We start from the raw sequence: 15,787 nt of genomic DNA, 5'->3' as shown, positions 1-15,787 counted from the left end.
AACCAGATACTCCCTTATCCGGCCTGCCGTCTGGCAGCTTGTTACTTATACTTCCAAATTATGGCATGCAACAAAATGTTCCGTTCCATATTCCTTCAATTCTGGCGTAACCTGTGAACAGATTTCCGTCGCACGTGGGCATCTTGTCCTGAACGGACATCCGCTTGGCGGATTCAGAGGGCTTGGAATATCCCCTTCTAAAACGATACGTTTCCTGCTTCTGCTCACCTCCGGATCAGCAACCGGAATTGCCGAAAGCAGAGTCTGTGTATATGGATGCATAGGATTTTTATATAATTCCCTGCTATCTGTCAATTCTACAAGATGTCCAAGGTACATGACACCGATTCTATTGCTGATATGCTTCACAACCGAAAGATCATGGGCTATAAAGAGATAGGTAAATCCACGCTCCGCCTGCAGATCTTCAAGCATGTTTACGACCTGTGCCTGGATTGAAACGTCAAGGGCTGAAATAGGCTCATCACATACGATGAATTCCGGCTCTACAGCCAGAGCCCTTGCAATACCGATCCTCTGTCTCTGTCCGCCTGAAAATTCATGTGGAAAACGGTTAGCATGTTCGGCATTTAATCCCACCGTTTCAAGAAGCTTATAAATCTTGTTTTTTCTTTCCTCTTTTGAGCTGTACATTTTATGGATATCCAGCGGTTCCCCTATAATATCTCCCACTGTCATTCGGGGATCGAGTGATGCATAAGGATCCTGGAAAATAATCTGCATTTTTCTTCTGTATGGAAGCATGTCCACATGAGTTATGTCTTTTCCGTCATAGAAAATCTGGCCTTCTGTCGGTTCATGAAGCCTCAAAATAGTTCTTCCAAGAGTGGTCTTGCCGCAGCCGCTCTCTCCTACAAGACCTAAGGTTTCACCTTTTCTTATGAAAAGGCTTACATCATCAACAGCTTTCACATGATTTGTCTTGAAAAATCCCTCTTTGATCGGGAAATATTTTTTCAGATTTTTAATCTCTATAAGCTTTTCATTGTTATTGATCGTACCCATTATTTGCTGGCCTCCTTTTCAAATTCTTCTTTCACGCTCAGCCAGCATAACGCTTCGTGATTCTCTCCCACCTGGCAGACAGGCGGTTTCTTTGTCAGACAGATTTTCATGCAATGTTCGCATCTTGGTGCAAATGCACAACCTTGCGGCGGATTGATCAAATCGACCGGGGTACCCTCTATCGGGATAAGACGTTCATGTTCATCTGCGTTGATTTTTGGGACCGACTTAAGAAGTCCCCAGGTGTACGGGTGTTTCGGATTGTAGAAGATATCGTCTATACTTCCTCTTTCAATGATGTTTCCGGCATACATGACAGCCACTTTATCGCAGATTTCAGACACAACGCCGAGATCATGGGTAATGAAAATGATTGACATGTTGATCTTGTTCCTGAGTTCTTTTAAAAGTTCCAGGATCTGCGCCTGAATGGTAACATCGAGAGCAGTCGTCGGTTCATCGGCAATGAGGAGTTTTGGATTACATGCAAGCGCCATGGCAATCATGACACGCTGCCTCATGCCGCCTGAAAATTCATGCGGATATTGCTTGATCCTTTTTTCAGGCTGATTGATGCCCACAAGTTTGAACAGTTCGATGATTCGTTCTTTTCTCTGTTCCTTGTTGAGCTCTGTATGCTTCCTTAATGATTCATCGATCTGGTTGCCCACTGTAAAAACAGGATTCAGTGAAGTCATGGGATCCTGAAAAATCATGCTCACTTCTTTTCCCCGGATCTTTATCAGTTCTTTCTCCGACATCTTTGTAATGTCGCGGCCTTCGAAAACTATGCTTCCGCCTATTATTTTCCCTGGCTCCGGGATGATGCCCATAAGACCGAAGGAAGAAACTGATTTCCCGCTTCCGGACTCGCCGACAATTCCCATTACCTCGCCGAATTTCAAATCGTATGATATTTTACGTACTGCCTTAACTTCACCTGCGTAAGTAAAGAAAGACACTTCTAAATCATTCACGCTTAATAATGACTGGTTATTTGTTTCTGCCATGATATGTCCTCCTTCTTACTTTAATCTTGGATCAAGCGCATCCCTTAGTCCGTCGCCGAATAAGTTGAACGCCAGAATGATGATACTGATTGTTGCCGCAGGGAATAATAATCGGTATGGATAGGATGAAATACCGTTCAGGGCCTCTGATGCCAAAGAACCAAGACTGGCAAGCGGCTTGCTGACGCCTATCCCTAAAAAGCTCAGGAATGCTTCCGTGAAGATTGCTGACGGTATCTGAAGCATTGTTGTAACAACAAGCTGACCGACGCAATTTGGAAGCAGATGTTTTTTAATAAGTCTCTTATTATCAGCACCAAGTGCGCGCGCTGCATTCACGAATTCCATTTCCTTTAACTGTAAAACCTGGCCACGCACGATTCTCGCCATGCCTACCCAGTATAGGAGGCCATATACGATGAACATGGCTATGATACCAGGGCCTAAGATCTGGAGACCGCCCAAAAAGCTTCCGCTGTCAAAAGCTTTCTGCAGTGGATCATTTAATACGATACGGAGAAGAATGATGACCAGCATGTCAGGAAGGGAATAGATTACTTCCACAATTCTCATCATAACTGTATCCACTTTTCCGCCTATAAGTCCTGAAATCGCACCATAGATGGAACCGATGACAAGGACGAGCACAGATGCTCCCACACCGATCAGGAGCGAGATTCTGGAGCCTATCATAGTCCTTACCAGAAGGTCACGTCCCAGATTATCTGTTCCAAATGGATGTTTGAGGCAGGGGAAAAGATTTTCATCCCCTCTTACCTGCTGATCATATGTATATGGGCTCAATAACGGACCCACAATTGCAAAGATAAACACGATTGCGATGATCACAAGGGATACCATTGCGATTTTATTCTGTTTAAGCCTTCTCCATGCATCCTGCCAGTAACTGGTGTTTTCGCCAAGGGTCACGAGATTGCTCTTCTCTTTGTTCGTAGCCGGTGCAAAATCATCTGCACAAACTTCAATCTGATTACTGAATATTTTTGTATTTTTTAAAATCATGATTCTGCTCCTTTCTACTGGTCTAATTTAATTCTTGGATCAACTACCTTGTACAGTATGTCGCACACAAGGTTCATTAAAATAATCAGTGTTGCAAGGAACACAGTTGTACCCATGATAATATTGTAATCCCTGTTTTCAATAGATTTGATGAAATATCTTCCCAGTCCATTGATATTGAAGACCTTTTCAACAACAAAGCCGCCTGTAAGCGTATACGCAACAAGTGGTCCGAAGTAGGTAATAACCGGAATAAGGGAGTTTTTCATAGCATGTTTGAATGTCGTGATGAACTGTGTCATTCCTTTCGCTCTTGCGGTCCTGATGTAATCCTGTCCAAGTGCTTCAAGCATACTGGATCTCATGATTCTTGCGATATAGCACATCGGATAAAATCCCAGGGTGAATACCGGCAGAATATAACTCGAAGGCTTATCGAGGCCATATGTAGGCAGCCATTTCAATTCAATTGAAAAAAGAAGCATAGAGCCTGTTGCGAGAACAAATCCGGGTATAGCGATTCCTGTAGTCGATACGACTCGTATAATTCCATCCAGGACTTTTCCCCTTTTAAGGGCAGCAACACAGCCAATCGGAACTCCAAACAAAACTGCGAAAAGAATTGCGATTCCGCCGATTTTCGCTGAAACTGGAAACGACTGTTTGATAATATCTACAACTGGAACGTTTTTCTGGATTTTGTAGCTTACGCCAAGATCACCATGTATAAGCTGATTCAAATACTTTCCGTACTGCACATAAACAGGCTTATCAAGACCATATTTCTCATTCAGTGCGGCCTCTGCAATTTCGTTTGTCTTCTCAGACGTAAATGGGCTGCCCGGTACAAATTTCATTAATAGAAACGTGATTGTTGCTGCAATAAATATAGTAATAACGGCTCCGAAAATTCGCTTCACTATGTACTTTGCCATAAACTCAACCTACCTAACTTGTTTATTTTTTTGAAATTTTTTTCATTTTAAAAAAACTCCACACATAATAATAACCCTTATTGTCAACGAATGTCAACAAGCGCAAACATTTCAGTTATATAATTTGTGCATATTTGTTGTTGCATTTATTAATTCAGCTTATATATATAACCGGTATTCTATAATATGATGCAAGAGACAAAAGATTATATGTTTTATGCATGACTGAAACACATGATCTACTTCCACATAAAAAGTCCAGAACTCCTTTTTACATGGCTTTCCAGACTTTTTCCTTCACCCTTTAAAAATAAGATAACACCCCTTATTAAGAACGAATATCAATATGTGCAAGCATCGCTTTATATGATTTATTTCTCAGCGATACCGTATTTTCTGTTTCTCTTATATAACTAACAAATATTTGACAAGATGTATGCAAATGTTAGATTTATGCCCAAATCTTCCATTTTTCCCATTTCATCCTGACTGTATATCTTATTGGTAATAATCCCTGTGTAGTCCTTGAAATTATTGATTCTGAACATTGCCTTACTTGTGAATTTCGATTCATCTATTGCAAGAAAAGTCCTCTGGCATTTTTCCATAATAAGCCTGTTAAAAGACGCCTTATCTACATCTGCAGTCAGTACATTATAGCTTTCATCAATAGATCCTGCGCCAAAAAATCCTATATTCAGATGAAAATTCTCAATCATCTGATTCGCCAGATATCCATAAATTCTTCCATTTTCCTTATTGACATGACCTCCGCACACAACAATCTCAGCATCAGTCTTTTTAAAAAGAGCCGCTATTTCAAGATCATTTGTAAGCACTGTGAGGTTTTCGACATTCTGGATAAGAAGTGCTATTTCGTATGTGGTGGTCCCTGCATCCAGAAACACAGAACTGCCTGGCGTTACATATTCTGCACATTTCTTTGCGATTTCAATTTTCTCATTTCTGTGGTCATGTTCCTTTGAACCAAACTGTATCTCCTTCTTGATCACAGCACCACCGTGACACCGTTCAATTTTATTGCACGCCTGAAGTTTTTCAAGATCCCTTCTTATGGTCATTGGGCTGACTTCCAATATAGCCGAAAGTTGATCAACCTGTACGCTGCCGGTTCTGTTTATCAGTTCTAATATTTTTATGTACCTTTCTGCTGCCAACATATTCTTCACCTTTTCCTTAATATATTATATAGTTTTTTGTGTCCGCTTTTTCACTCATATTGCCGATTATTAAAGAATAAAGAGTTTTGCTTGTGAAACTCTTGCGCTGACGCGCGGTCGCTTCTGCGACATATTCTTCTTGCGCGTCATGCGCCTCCTCGCGGAGCGTTTCTAATTCATAGGAAATCCGAAGAATTTCTTATGAATTTAAAAAGGACACCCCAGACTACTCCCCCAAGCAGTCTGAGATATCCCCTTTTTACAATGCTTGTCCAAACATCGTCTTACTTATTAATTCCCTGTACAAATGCCTGTTACTACGCTAATTAAGCGTTTTTAAGCATTTTCTTGAATTCGTCAGCAACAAACTGCACCTGTGTTCCAACGATAACCTGAACACTGTTTTTACTTGGTCTGATAACGCCTGCTACGCCTGCTGATTTGATTTTCTTTTCATCAATTTTTGTATAATCTTTGATTTCCAGACGAAGTCTAGTAATACAGTTGTCAACGCTGGTTATGTTTGATTTTCCACCAAGTCCTGCCAAAACAGTAGCTGCGATTCCTGTGTAGTCATTGTTTGCTAATCTGACGTTCATTTCTTCATCAGTAATATCATCATCTTCCCTGCCTGGAGTCTTAAGGTTAAATGCAGTGATTACAAATCTGAATACTGCATAGTAGATTCCGCCAAATACAAGACCGATTGGAAGGAGTAATAATGGGTTCTGTGCCATTGGTGCTTTGAAGCTTAACGCAAAATCGACTAAACCTGCGCTGAACTGGAATCCTGCTCTTGCTGGAAGCATAGCAACAAGTGCAACTGAAATACCTGTTAATAATGCATGTACTGCATATAATGCTGGTGCTAAGAACATGAATGCAAATTCTAATGGTTCTGTAACACCTGTGAAGAATGAACAGAGAGCTGCTGCTCCCAATAAACCTGCTGCAACTTTTTTCTTGTTGTCTTTAGCCGTATGGTACATAGCCAAAGCTGCTGCCGGAAGACCAAACATCATAACAGGGAAGAATCCTGCCATGTACTGTCCTGTAGTACCTAATGTACCTTCTCCTGACCAGAAGTTTCCTAAGTCATTGATACCTGCAACATCAAACCAGAATACTGAGTTGAGAGCGTGATGAAGGCCGAAAGGTATCAGTAATCTGTTGAGGAAACCGTAGATGCCGGCACCAAGAGCGCCTAAACCAAGGATTCCTTTACCGAATGCTACTAATCCTCCAAAAATGATAGGCCATACGAAGTATAATACCAGCGCTGCCACGATTGTAAATCCAGCTGTAACGATGGCAACACTTCTCTTGCCACTGAAGAATGCAAGGAAATCAGGTAATTTCGTGTTCTTGAATTTGTTGTAGCATGTCGAACCAATGATACCGCAAAGGATACCAATGAACTGGGTCTGTGTTTTTCCAAATGCCGCAGGAACTTCTTCAACAGGAATTCCCCTGAACATTGCAACTGCACCTGTGGATAAAAGAGTTGTAAGCATCAGCCATGAAACAAGGCCTGCCAGAGCAGCTGTTCCATCGTTGTCATCGGCCATACCGACAGCGACACCGATTGCAAAAAGAATTGCCATGTTGTCAATAATTGCTCCGCCTGCTTTCAGCAGGAATGCTGCAACAGCGCTGTTTCCACCCCATCCGGTTGGATCGATCCAGTAACCAATACCCATAAGGATACCGGCAACAGGGAGTGTTGCTACAGGTAACATCAAAGATTTACCTAATTTCTGAAGATACTTCATCATAATAAAAACTGCCCCTTTCTTCTAGCGTTGCTGCCTTCTGCAGCCATCACGCATTGTTGCTTCTGTTTTTGCTATAGCTACAAATTTTCTTGCAAAAATTTTGCTACCGTTTCTGCTGCGTCTACCTCGTCTTCTCCTTCGAAAGTAAACATAACTTCATCGCCTTGTTTGGCGCCAAGTCCCATAACACCCATAATCCTTTTTGCATCAACTTCTTTTGCCGCATTTCTGACTTTAATCATGCATCCAAATGCCCCTGCAGTTTTTACCAATAACCCTGCGGGTCTTGCGTGCAATCCTAATTCGTCGTTGATTACGTGTCTTACTTCCTGCACTCTTTTGCCCCCTTTCCATTTAATGTTCTTTCTTTATGTAAAAAATTAATAGAAAGCCCTACTTTTTCAGAACCATGATCCGGTCCCTTTCTTTCACGTTTTTGCCAGTCACTGTATCAATCGTGGCATAATCTGATGTATTGCAGATGATTACAGGTGCGATTACATCGTAACCTTCTGCCGCTATCTTATCTATGTCAAATTCAAGGAGGAGATCTCCAGCCTTTACTTTGTCATCAGCTTTTGCATGTGCTGTAAAATGTTTGCCTTTTAATTTTACAGTGTCAAGGCCAATATGAATCAATATCTCAGCTCCATCGTCAGAGACGATTGAAACCGCATGTTTCGTATCGAACATCAAAGCAACTGTACCATCAACCGGCGACACCACTCTTCCTTTCGCAGGCTGAATTGCAATTCCTTTTCCTAAGATTTCTTCTCCGAATGTCGGATCGCTGACAGTACTGATTGGAACTGCTTTTCCTTCAATCGGCGACTGTATGACGCCTTTCTTATTCCCAAATAACCCTTTTAAAATGTCAATCATCTTTATCTCCTTATCCTTTTCTATAACATTTAACTAATCCATATGCGGATGACAAATATCTGCTTTAAATCAATACAATGCACTAGCTGTCAGCCAATACAACTCTTCTGATATGTACGGTAAGATATGCCAATTCTTCTCCTGTTATCTGATGCTGGAAGTGTTCCCCAATATACTGTGCGATTTCTTCACTGCATTTATATTCTTCCGGGTATAATTTTTCAATCATGCTCCTGAACTCTGTCTCTTTATTGTCTAAAAGCTCGCTTTTTACTACTCTCTGGGCCAGAAACTTAAGGTGCGTTATGAAACGTTCATAATGCAGGGTCCTTTCATCAATTTCAGCCTTGAAATGTTCTCTTACAATCCCCAGAACAACCGGTATCATTTTCGTTATATTCATGGCTTCGCCCATGCACGTATCATATTCCGCATTGACGATATGAAGAGCAATGGACGCAACTTCATCAACAGGCAGGAATATCCCAAGCTCTTTTCTGATCAGGGCAACAGCATATTCACCGATCAGATATTCCTGACGGTAGAAGCTCTGCACTTCCCACAAAAGAGGGTTCTGAAACATCATTCCCTGCTTGAACCGTTCTACGGCAAAATTAATATGATCCGTCAACGTAATATAAATATTCTGATTTAGCTTTTTGTTCAATACGTCTTTTGCATAAGATATAATATCACTCGATACCTGGATATGCTCGATTGGCAGATTTACCAGCAATTCCTTGAATATGTCAGATGAATTTTGATTATCCATATGAAAAATCTTTTCGATTTTATCCTCACAGATTTCGCATCCTTCTTTTACTTTAAAACCAATGCCTTTCCCCATGACGACTACTTCCCTGTCATTCAGGTCTCTTGCACTTACCACGTTGTTGTTGATTACCTTCTCAATCCTCATATGCCTCTCCTACTTGCAGTATTTCTCTGATTTCGAATTTTAAAATCCTCTTCGTTGAAACTGACATTGACAATTCTGTCATGTCATCTATTTGCATGCAGTCCCCCAACCACAAGCTATATAGCAATTATCATCACCCCGCAGCTCGTTCTTCATCTCGTCTGTGAGATAAAAAAAAACCAAATCCTGCAAAGCAGTAACAACTGCTTTGCAAAATTTGGTTTTGCCTGCTTCACCAGTAACAACCCATCAAATATTTATCATAGACCCAGTTTAGCATTAAGTTTTAACAAAGTCAATCTTTTTTTAAGATTCTTTATGCTTTTTTAACAATTGGTTATCCACATATTTTACATCTATTTACTTATTTCAATAAAAACAAACAATTCCGCATTCAAAGTCGATGAATCCTGGTAATTATCGATACTGAGGCTTCTAAGAACAATACATAGTTCCGCTCCTTCACCTTCTGTGATAAAAGTCATCTCCTCCAGACCAGCACCCTCTTTTCCAGAATTCCTGTCTTTGAATCTTTCGACCATGGCATCCGAACTTAAGCTGACAATATCATTTCCTTCCTTATCCTGAAGACTGATTGTCGCAAGACCGGCGCCAACGGTTTTCATGAGCTTATACTCTTCCCCGTTCTTTTCGATGGTGCAGATTTCACTTTCTTCAGACCTGCTATTGTATGTCCAGATACTGGTCATTACAAACCTGTCATATTTTTCGATATCCAGGGCTCCGCTCTCCTGCTCAGCAAGAGAAAGATAAATGTTTCGCCCTGTTTCTCCTTCATAATCATATTCATCAAATCCGAACATATCACGGAAACCCGCATACAGATCTTTATCCTTCAGCCATTCAATATCCTCTGTATAGCCCATATCCCTCAGATACTGGAATGTATTTCTGATTTTCGTTTTATCTTCGTCAGATACCGATGGGTTTGCAGTGACTTTTCCATCTTCCAGCATTCCATTTTTAGCCAGTATTTCCTCGAGCCTGTTCTTCTGGTTCGACTCGGCAATGTTAAACGCATCTATTGGCGGAACGATGGATATTGTAGAAAGAATGATCAGCACCAGTGCAATGATGCCATTTTTCCTGGCAGGCAAAAAGCTGAACACGACTCCTGCAAATACTGCGAAAACGCCGAACATAATGACATAGTATCTTCCATGCGTGACACCCATGTCTCCGATTCTGAGCACGGAGGCAATTGTCTGAAAAAGAACGATCGGTATCAGCACTTTAGGGAATATTTTTCTAAATGCAAGGGCAAACTTGTTTTCAAGATTGCAGGCAAGTATATATACGATGATCACGATCACTGAATAGGATACCAGCATAGGTTCGAGCAGGTTATTGCTCCAGAAGCTTCCCCTTATGTTTATCACGATATATAAAAGCAGGATAATCGTGAAAACAGCAGTCAGAGGAATAATGATGTAGGAAATCAGTATTTCAAGAAACTTCGGGCAGCTGATGGCCTTGCCAAGAGCCTCCTCATGGGCACCGGCATCTTCCGCTGAAGCTGCCTTTTCCTTTTCGCCCGGATAGAACGGCGTCAGGGAGAGGAAGTACATCGTCGCAAACAGAAGGTAGATTATGTTAGCCGCATGGGCTGTTGCATCTTCGTCAACCCTGAAGAGCAGCTGGTCTGTTGCCATGATGATCAGCGATACTCCCAGAAAAAGCACTGAAGCAAAGAAGACAGAGATGAAAAAGGCCTTGAATGTGGCCAGGAAGCTCTCGTTGAAGGTGACCCTGCTTCTGATTGACGGAACCCAGATAAAAACCATCAGCAGCGCAAAAATCGCAACGGCTGTCTTAACCGCTACCTCCATGGTGACTTCAGGTGCGGTTCCTATGGCAAGATAATATCCTCCCGCAAGCACCGCTGACGCCACCATGATTCCGATGCGGACAGCGATCTTGTCAAAGAACCTTTCATAGATGACCTGTCCGACTGCGGCAAACACCGCACCCACGCACAGCGCCATAAGCGGTTTATAATATTGATCCGTCCAGCTGGTAATAGCAATGGCATTTATGACCGCCCCCGCTAACAGGAACGCGGCTGACAATGGAAAGCGGGCTACTGCATCTGTTAATCCTTTGAGTCTTTTTACAAACCTGCCTATTTTTACCATATTACCATCCCTCTCTTTTCTGCTTTATATTTCTGTCTAAAACTCTTTTTATTTGCGGATGTCCTTGTCCGCCCTGTTACAAAACACAACTCCTGTTCGTATCTGAATAGTTACACATATTTTATCATATTCTGTCTTTTGCAACAACTCATTGTTTTTTCAGGGCTTTTCGTAATATTTTTTTACAGTTTATAACTCTTGACCATGGTTTCAAGATTTTCAGCAATCATTTTTTCTTCTGATACCATCTTTGAAATATCTCCTGCCATTTTTGAAGCATCCTCCACGCTTGTTATGATGCTGTCGCTGTTGTTTACAGTGTTCTGCGATGCTTCCGCAATATTCTGGATGGCAGCCATCACTTCGTTTAGGATGGTCTCGATATTGCTGGTCATCTCTACGATTCTTGTGGTCGTACTGTCGATGTCGCCTGCATCTTTTCCATACTGATTCGCAGCGGAAACAAAGCTCTGATAATCCGGGTTTACAGTTTCCTTAACAAACACCAGCAGCTGCTGCGAATTATCCGTCAGCCTGTTAAATGCTTCCTGAACGCTCACGATTGTCTTCTTTATGTTTCCTACGGTAGCGGCCGTCTGGCTCGCGAGAGAACCTATTTCGCCGGCAACCACAGCAAATCCCTTGCCCTGTTCTCCTGCCCTTGCCGCTTCAATCGAAGCATTCAGGGAAAGCAGGTTTACCTGGGCTGCGATTTTGGAAATAGCCTCTGCCATTACACCTACGGATGCAACGATCTTCGCATCTTCAATACTCTTATGCAGGTTGTTTTCATGCATTTCGGCAAGCTGTGTGGCTGCTTCAAAAGACGATATGCTCTTTTTTTCAATTTCTGCAGCTCTGTCTTTGATGTCTGTTGCCATCCTGTGGCTTTCATTTGTCGCCTGGGAAAGAAACAGGACCGCAGCGTTGACCTCTTCCACAGATGCATTGACCTCTTCGGTTGCCGCACTTGAATTCGTCATATCCTCGCCGATTTTTCTGATTGCATCCTCTATCATTTCAAAATTCGTCACCATGGTAACTGTGGCATCGTCAAGTGTTCCGCTTACACTACTAATGCTGTCCGCATCATCTGCAATGGATGTTATTACTTCCTTGTTACGGTACATCATTGTGTTGAGCGAACTGCAGAGCTGTCCTATTTCGTCTTCCGCCTTTATTTCAATCGCATCAACCGAAAAATCGCCTTCAGCAAGTCTGAGTGCAAAGCTGTTGGCCTTCCTGATTTCTCTGACCAGGCTTTTTACAAGCAGAATGATAATCACTACTGTTGCCAGAATTGCAGCGAATCCTAAGATGCACATTTTTAACATCAGTTCACGTACAGGGGCATTCACCTCTGATTGCGGGATCCTGAACAGAAGCTTCCATCCAAGAGTATCGATCGTCGTGTAATAGATGTCGTATTTTTCTCCATCCTCTGTCATAGTTCCGCTGCCCGAGCCATTCTTAAGAATGGCTTTGCTCAGTTCCACAAGGGATTTATTTTCATCCGACCCGATGTTTGCGGTCATAACCTTCTCGGAATTCCTGTTCGTGATATATGTGCCGTCTGCCGTCAGAAGCATTGCATTCCCGTTTTTTCCAACTTTGAGACTGCTGATCAGGTTCTGGATTTCACTGATATCGATATCGACGGTCACCGCTCCCAGGAAGGCCCCGTTGACATTCATTGGCGCCGTGCAGGACATCATCGTCGTATCTAAAGTTTCATCATAATAAAGTTCTGAAAATACAGGTTGGCCATTCCCGCGCACTGCATTTTCATACCAGTCATACTTGAAATAATCATATTCTTCATTGCTGTAGTCATACGTGACTTCGGGCTTATCGCCATTTTTAAAAATATAGGGGCCTGTATACTTTTCTTCAGGATTATATTTATAAGGCTCAAACCAGATGCCGCTTCCCAGGGCAAGTCCATTCTGATATATGGCTTTTCCTGCATATTCTTCATACTGCTTAAGGCTGACCGACTGATAAGTCGATTCCACTGCTTTGGCAATCTGTCCGGCCATTCCGGAAACTTCACCCAGTTTACTGGTAATGCCTCTGGCTTCAATGGTCATTTCGGCATTCATTTTACCGCTGATCTCTTCTCTGATGATTTTCCTGCTGCTCATATAGCTGACAGTAACCAGTAAAAACATAAACAGCATAATCACAGGCAGCAACATCACCAACATTTTTGTACTGATTCTTTTAAATTTCATTCTTTTCCTCCACTCTTTGCTTTGTCGCAATGATTCCCGCTACCCTGGCAACTCCAAGCACATCTCCTTTTTCCAGCCTGTGTTCCGTCACAGCTTCCATTACCAGACCGTTGATCCGTATTTTGTCTTTTGCAACAGCTGTTCTTACAGTCACTTCCTCGCAAGAAACATCAACCATTATGGCATTTCCCTCATCATCAAAATGTGACAACCGACTCATAATAACCACCTCATTCTTTTTTCTTTCTCATTTATGCCCCATAATTTTATCGGATATGCCGTTTCTATACTTTAGGAAAAATACTTTGATTGTAAAAGTATTTTTATATATCAGATATTCTGCCGCATGACCCTTTGCAATCATCGTTCATTTTGCCTGCTTTCCTTTACTTTCCTTCATGGCGCCGTAAACTCGTTGCTGTTTAACGAGCGAACCATAACACGCTTTGCGATGCGAAAATGACGCGCGAACAGTAACACAAACTCTTTCTTATGAGACAAAACAGCACAACCAAAAACAAAGTTGTGCTATAATAATGATACCAGGGTCAAAAGGTCATGTTTTTCATGCTTGCATGAAAAAGCATGACTTTGGGACCCGCATCATTAATAATTGTATTACAATAAATATAATTATGCAAAAAATACATGCATCAGCTCAGCCCCCTGTCTGAACAGGCAGACATAACGGAATTTCCCCGTAGAAAGCAGGTTAAAAATGGACGAATTTTATCCGATACTGGCAAAATGCCCCCTTTTCAAAGATATCGCAGAAGACGAATATAAGCTTCTGCTATCCTGTATAAACGCCTTCACAAAAGTATACTACAACAATGAATATGTGATTCTGACGGGAGATGTCGTAAACTATGTCGGCATTGTGCTCAAGGGATCACTCGAAATCAGCAAAGAGAACCCTGCAGGCACAAGACATATTTTGGATTTTCTAGGCCCCTCAAATATTTTTTCCGAGGTTATTGTCTGCACGTCAGAGCGCACATCTCCCGTAACCGTGAAGGCCAAGGAAGAATCGAAAATACTCTTTGTTCCATATGAAAGAATCATTAAAACCTGTGGCAGTTCATGTTCCTTCCATTTCAAGCTTATACAGAACATGATGCAGATCCTTAGCGATAAAAACATCAACCTGAACAAAAAAATCGAACTGCTTCTGATCAAGGGAATGCGGGCAAAACTGGCCGCCTATTTATTGAATGAGTCTAAAAAGAACAGAAGCCTTACCTTCCAGATCGTTCCAAACCGTAATGAACTGGCCGAATATCTCAACGTCTCCCGTACATCAATGTGCAGGGAATTGGCGAGGATGAAAGACCTCGGCATGCTCGACTACTACCAGAATTCCTTCAAAATCACATCACTGGACATGCTGAAGGAATCCCTGGCTGAAGAATAAAAGTTCGATATTTGTAGCCATGGCAACACTTTTAATTTTATTTCGGAGTATGATGATACTATAAACAACAACCATCATAGAAAAGCGAGGATAATCATATGGAAAACGCAAAAAATAAAATCATGAAAAATATCAAAAGTTCTACACCAATGGAGTTGAAGGATCTGGTAAACTACCAGGATGGCCAGGTCGTCAGCAAGACACTTGCCCAGAATCCGCATGTGAGCCTTACACTTTTCGCATTTGACCAAGGCGAAGAAATCAGCACGCACAGTTCCCACGGTGATGCTATGGTATATGTAATTGACGGAACCGCAGAGATTACAATCGGTGAAGAGCAATTCCAGGTCCCTGCCGGCCAGACAATTCTCATGCCGGCCGAGGTTCCACATGCTGTATCTGCTCCCGAGAAAATGAAGTTTATGCTTACCGTTATTTTTTAACTGTTTTTTATTTTTTCACTTCATTATCTGTCTATTGCATTCCTTTCTTTCGTTTGTTAGAATATAGGCAGATAAGTTGCAGCAGCAACAATCGATTCAACTACGGAAGGAGAGATAATTATGAAAGCATCTATTGACAGAGATGGCTGCATTTCCTGCGGGTTATGCGCATCTACCTGCCCAGGCGTATTCCGAATGGCAGATGATGATCTGGCTGAAGTATATGTTGAAGAAGTTCCAGAGGAGTTAGAAGACGCGGCGATCGAAGCACAGGAAAACTGCCCTGTATCAGTAATCACAGTTCAATAAGAGACATTTTCGCAACTGTTCAGAACCCCTGTCGCGTGATGGGAATCATGTCGCAAAAACGACAGCGCTCGGCACAAGAGTCTGCCTTAGCAGACTCTTTGTTCTGACAATACAAAAAGAAGGTGCAGTCAGAGGTTCATTTCTGACTGCACCTTCTTTTCGTATATTAAACGTTCAGCATTTTCAAAACTTCTGCCTTTGGTTTAACGCCAACTGAATTGCTTACCACTTTTCCGTCTTTTATAACGATGAGGGTAGGGATTGTCATAACTCCAAACTGCTGAGCCAGCGCCGGCTGTTCATCAACATTTACTTTGCCGATTTTTGCGTTAGATACTTCACCAGCAAGTTCTTCAATTACAGGTCCCAGCATGCGGCATGGGCCACACCACTCTGCCCAGAAATCAATCAAAACAGGTTTGTCTGATTTTAATACTTCGCTTTCGAAATTGTCTTTTGTTATTTTTAATGCTGCCATAT

At 41.9% G+C, this 15,787-nt stretch carries 16 protein-coding genes; 3 read left to right on the top strand and 13 right to left on the bottom strand.

All coding sequences use genetic code 11. From position 1 onward, the window contains the following. Positions 1-45: 45 nt before the first annotated feature. The 12 genes from BJR36_RS09375 to BJR36_RS09320 all read right to left on the bottom strand — a co-directional run bounded on the left by BJR36_RS09375 (position 46) and on the right by BJR36_RS09320 (position 13,361). On the bottom strand, positions 46-1,026 hold the full coding sequence (locus tag BJR36_RS09375) for an ABC transporter ATP-binding protein (protein WP_169823647.1): 981 nt from the start codon (positions 1,024-1,026) through the stop codon (positions 46-48). Then, positions 1,026-2,036, bottom strand: coding sequence for an ABC transporter ATP-binding protein (locus tag BJR36_RS09370; RefSeq protein ID WP_091233226.1), 1,011 nt, complete (start codon positions 2,034-2,036; stop codon positions 1,026-1,028). Before BJR36_RS09370 ends, BJR36_RS09375 begins: the two co-directional genes overlap by 1 nt. A 15-nt stretch (positions 2,037-2,051) precedes the next feature. Beyond that, positions 2,052-3,059: an ABC transporter permease gene (locus BJR36_RS09365; protein ID WP_091233223.1), complete on the bottom strand. Its 1,008-nt coding sequence runs from the start codon at positions 3,057-3,059 to the stop codon at positions 2,052-2,054. Positions 3,060-3,073: 14 nt separating this feature from the next. Continuing rightward, positions 3,074-3,994, bottom strand: coding sequence for an ABC transporter permease (locus BJR36_RS09360; RefSeq protein ID WP_091233220.1), 921 nt, complete (start codon positions 3,992-3,994; stop codon positions 3,074-3,076). Positions 3,995-4,407: 413 nt separating this feature from the next. Then, positions 4,408-5,175, bottom strand: coding sequence for a DeoR/GlpR family DNA-binding transcription regulator (locus tag BJR36_RS09355; protein WP_091233217.1), 768 nt, complete (start codon positions 5,173-5,175; stop codon positions 4,408-4,410). 326 nt (positions 5,176-5,501) lie between these two features. Beyond that, the gene (gene nagE / locus BJR36_RS09350) at positions 5,502-6,950 is read right to left on the bottom strand and encodes an N-acetylglucosamine-specific PTS transporter subunit IIBC (RefSeq protein WP_207648843.1); all 1,449 of its coding nucleotides are present in this window, start codon (positions 6,948-6,950) and stop codon (positions 5,502-5,504) included. Between the two features lie 77 nt (positions 6,951-7,027). Further along, on the bottom strand, positions 7,028-7,285 hold the full coding sequence (locus BJR36_RS09345; RefSeq protein WP_091233214.1) for an HPr family phosphocarrier protein: 258 nt from the start codon (positions 7,283-7,285) through the stop codon (positions 7,028-7,030). A gap of 58 nt (positions 7,286-7,343) precedes the next feature. Further along, positions 7,344-7,832 carry a PTS sugar transporter subunit IIA gene (locus BJR36_RS09340; RefSeq protein WP_091233211.1) on the bottom strand — a complete coding sequence of 163 codons (489 nt, stop codon included), beginning with the start codon at positions 7,830-7,832 and terminating at the stop codon, positions 7,344-7,346. Positions 7,833-7,914: 82 nt separating this feature from the next. Beyond that, positions 7,915-8,751, bottom strand: a complete 837-nt coding sequence (gene licT / locus BJR36_RS09335) for a BglG family transcription antiterminator LicT (protein WP_091233207.1) — start codon at positions 8,749-8,751, stop codon at positions 7,915-7,917. A gap of 356 nt (positions 8,752-9,107) precedes the next feature. Beyond that, the gene (locus BJR36_RS09330; protein ID WP_091233204.1) at positions 9,108-10,907 is read right to left on the bottom strand and encodes a DUF4153 domain-containing protein; all 1,800 of its coding nucleotides are present in this window, start codon (positions 10,905-10,907) and stop codon (positions 9,108-9,110) included. A 182-nt stretch (positions 10,908-11,089) separates the two neighbouring features. Beyond that, the gene (locus tag BJR36_RS09325; RefSeq protein ID WP_091233201.1) at positions 11,090-13,141 is read right to left on the bottom strand and encodes a methyl-accepting chemotaxis protein; all 2,052 of its coding nucleotides are present in this window, start codon (positions 13,139-13,141) and stop codon (positions 11,090-11,092) included. Further along, complete coding sequence (locus tag BJR36_RS09320) at positions 13,131-13,361, bottom strand: cyclic pyranopterin monophosphate synthase MoaC (RefSeq protein ID WP_091233198.1); 231 nt, start codon at positions 13,359-13,361, stop codon at positions 13,131-13,133. Before BJR36_RS09320 ends, BJR36_RS09325 begins: the two co-directional genes overlap by 11 nt. A gap of 498 nt (positions 13,362-13,859) precedes the next feature. On the opposite strand from BJR36_RS09320, the gene BJR36_RS09315 reads away from it, so the two are divergent. The 3 genes from BJR36_RS09315 (at position 13,860) to BJR36_RS09305 (ending at position 15,307) form a co-directional block, all read left to right on the top strand. Next, positions 13,860-14,555 carry a Crp/Fnr family transcriptional regulator gene (locus BJR36_RS09315; protein WP_091233195.1) on the top strand — a complete coding sequence of 232 codons (696 nt, stop codon included), beginning with the start codon at positions 13,860-13,862 and terminating at the stop codon, positions 14,553-14,555. Between the two features lie 98 nt (positions 14,556-14,653). Beyond that, on the top strand, positions 14,654-14,998 hold the full coding sequence (locus BJR36_RS09310) for a cupin domain-containing protein (protein WP_091233191.1): 345 nt from the start codon (positions 14,654-14,656) through the stop codon (positions 14,996-14,998). A gap of 120 nt (positions 14,999-15,118) precedes the next feature. Further along, entirely contained in the window at positions 15,119-15,307 is a 189-nt protein-coding gene (locus tag BJR36_RS09305; protein WP_091233187.1) for a ferredoxin, read from the top strand. A 166-nt stretch (positions 15,308-15,473) separates the two neighbouring features. Here BJR36_RS09305 and trxA read toward each other — a convergent pair whose 3' ends face one another. Next, on the bottom strand, positions 15,474-15,785 hold the full coding sequence (gene trxA / locus BJR36_RS09300) for a thioredoxin (RefSeq protein WP_091233183.1): 312 nt from the start codon (positions 15,783-15,785) through the stop codon (positions 15,474-15,476). Between the last annotated feature and the right edge of the window lie 2 nt (positions 15,786-15,787).

It is taken from the genome of Anaerobium acetethylicum, assembly GCF_900096945.1.
GTDB lineage: Bacteria > Bacillota > Clostridia > Lachnospirales > Lachnospiraceae > Anaerobium > Anaerobium acetethylicum.
The sequence above is the reverse complement of the archived record's forward strand: the minus strand, read 5'-3'. Positions and strand labels throughout refer to the sequence as shown.

Coding starts and splice junctions, on each gene's coding strand:
- BJR36_RS09375 (WP_169823647.1), bottom strand. CDS start 1,026: ATGGGTACGATCAATAACAATGAAAAGCTTATAGAGATTAAAAATCTG.
- BJR36_RS09370 (WP_091233226.1), bottom strand. CDS start 2,036: ATGGCAGAAACAAATAACCAGTCATTATTAAGCGTGAATGATTTAGAA.
- BJR36_RS09365 (WP_091233223.1), bottom strand. CDS start 3,059: ATGATTTTAAAAAATACAAAAATATTCAGTAATCAGATTGAAGTTTGT.
- BJR36_RS09360 (WP_091233220.1), bottom strand. CDS start 3,994: ATGGCAAAGTACATAGTGAAGCGAATTTTCGGAGCCGTTATTACTATA.
- BJR36_RS09355 (WP_091233217.1), bottom strand. CDS start 5,175: ATGTTGGCAGCAGAAAGGTACATAAAAATATTAGAACTGATAAACAGA.
- nagE (WP_207648843.1), bottom strand. CDS start 6,950: ATGATGAAGTATCTTCAGAAATTAGGTAAATCTTTGATGTTACCTGTA.
- BJR36_RS09340 (WP_091233211.1), bottom strand. CDS start 7,832: ATGATTGACATTTTAAAAGGGTTATTTGGGAATAAGAAAGGCGTCATA.
- licT (WP_091233207.1), bottom strand. CDS start 8,751: ATGAGGATTGAGAAGGTAATCAACAACAACGTGGTAAGTGCAAGAGAC.
- BJR36_RS09330 (WP_091233204.1), bottom strand. CDS start 10,907: ATGGTAAAAATAGGCAGGTTTGTAAAAAGACTCAAAGGATTAACAGAT.
- BJR36_RS09325 (WP_091233201.1), bottom strand. CDS start 13,141: ATGAAATTTAAAAGAATCAGTACAAAAATGTTGGTGATGTTGCTGCCT.
- BJR36_RS09320 (WP_091233198.1), bottom strand. CDS start 13,361: ATGAGTCGGTTGTCACATTTTGATGATGAGGGAAATGCCATAATGGTT.
- BJR36_RS09315 (WP_091233195.1), top strand. CDS start 13,860: ATGGACGAATTTTATCCGATACTGGCAAAATGCCCCCTTTTCAAAGAT.
- BJR36_RS09310 (WP_091233191.1), top strand. CDS start 14,654: ATGGAAAACGCAAAAAATAAAATCATGAAAAATATCAAAAGTTCTACA.
- BJR36_RS09305 (WP_091233187.1), top strand. CDS start 15,119: ATGAAAGCATCTATTGACAGAGATGGCTGCATTTCCTGCGGGTTATGC.
- trxA (WP_091233183.1), bottom strand. CDS start 15,785: ATGGCAGCATTAAAAATAACAAAAGACAATTTCGAAAGCGAAGTATTA.